This is a genomic window from Streptococcus sp. GMD6S (genome assembly GCF_000297015.1).
The window spans coordinates 1-1568 of the sequence record NZ_AJRH01000279.1; the positions used below are offsets into that span (position 1 = coordinate 1).

A 1568-nucleotide genomic window follows, 5' to 3' on the forward strand; every position below is an offset into this window, starting at 1 on the left:
TCCGGTTGATCTGGAGTTTTTACCGGTGGAGTTGGCTCATTTTCGTAGTTTGGTGCTACTGGAGCTGGTTCCAATGGTTTTTCTACTTCATAAGAAGGAGCTTGTGGAGCAGTTGGTTCAACTGGTGGAGTTGGTTTTTCCTTGGTAATTTTCGGAACGTTAACGGCACGAATCTTACCATTGAGTGAGTACCAGATGTTTGGTCTTTTACCTTCAGTATTGTCTCTTCCAGGTACTTGAGGCATTTCTGCTACAGACATCACATTGGTAGCAGATGTTGCACCAACTGTAACGTGATTCGTAGGACCGGACATACTAATAGCACCTGCACCATACCAAGAGTTTGGTGCATCTGATGAATCCCACCCCGATCCAGGTTCATTTGCTCTAGGATACATAGTCCAACGAGATCCACCCTGATCTTTTCTAAAATTGAGGGTTTTGGTAGCATAAATCATTCCATCTTTTTCATCAATAGATGAACCTGAAATTTTGATAAAAGTACCACTATAATCCTTGGCCATCTCAATAGAGTTGTGTTCACGGTTAAGTGAGGCTACTGAAAGAAGAGCATTGTCAAAATTAATTGGTTGGTCATTTTCATCGTAGAAGGTGAATTCATTTTTAATGAAAATTGACGTATCTTTTTCTACCTGACCCGTAAAGGCTGAAGCAAAAACCCCTAAAGTTGGGTCACTAAAGATTCCCAACCAAACTTTTCCAGTAGGATTTTTAAATTGCGAAGAAGGATCTACAGTATATTTGTAAACAATCTTGGAAATCTTTTTACCGTTGTAGTATGAATTTTGAAGGTTAGTATAAGTTGCAGTTACGCTTTGCCCACGTTCTAGAAGCACAGAGCCCCATTTAACCTCTGTTTTATTTCCTACATTAGTCGTCCAGTCTGATTTATCATTGATGTTACCATACAATTCCACTGAAGAAGTAGTTGCACCGTTTTCCAAGTTCTTGACATTTAGATTGTCTAACTGAAGATTTTTCTTGCCATATTGGTCTGTGTCTTTCTTAAAGGCTTCATCAACTGCTGCTGCAGTGAGAAGTTTTCCTTCCGTTTTGAGATCAAGTTGAGCATTCGATTCTAAGTCATAAACCAGACTCTGAGCAGATGGCTTAGACAAGTAACCATCTTGATCTTTATTCTTTTCAAGTTCTACCAATGCAGCCTTAATTTTGGCCTGCTCATCTTCATAAGCCTGCAACTTAGCCGGATACTCAGCCAACTCTTTCTTATATTTGGCAAGATCAGCTTCATATTTAGCTAATTTTGCTTCATAGTCAGTTTTAGCCGCGGCATTCCGTTGCTTGATTTCTTCGTTTTCAGCTTGGAGCGCTGCATTTTTAGCTGTGTTTTCTTCAACAGCCTTCTCATAAGCTGCTTTAGCATCAGCATTTGCCTTTTGAACACGAGCTAGTTCTGTCTGATAAGCCGCTAACTTAGTTTGGTAGTCTGTTTCGTTAGCTGCATTCGCTTGTTTGACTGCTGCCAAGTCTTTTTCGTATTGTGCTATTTTAGCCTCATAAGTTGCCTTGGCTGTTTCATTTCGTTG

At 40.1% G+C, this 1568-nt stretch carries 1 protein-coding gene; it reads right to left on the reverse strand.

Translation table 11 applies throughout. The features are described 5' to 3' along the window. On the reverse strand, positions 1-1568 hold a 1568-nt coding region (locus GMD6S_RS10160; protein ID WP_000303505.1), incomplete at both ends, for a GbpC/Spa domain-containing protein.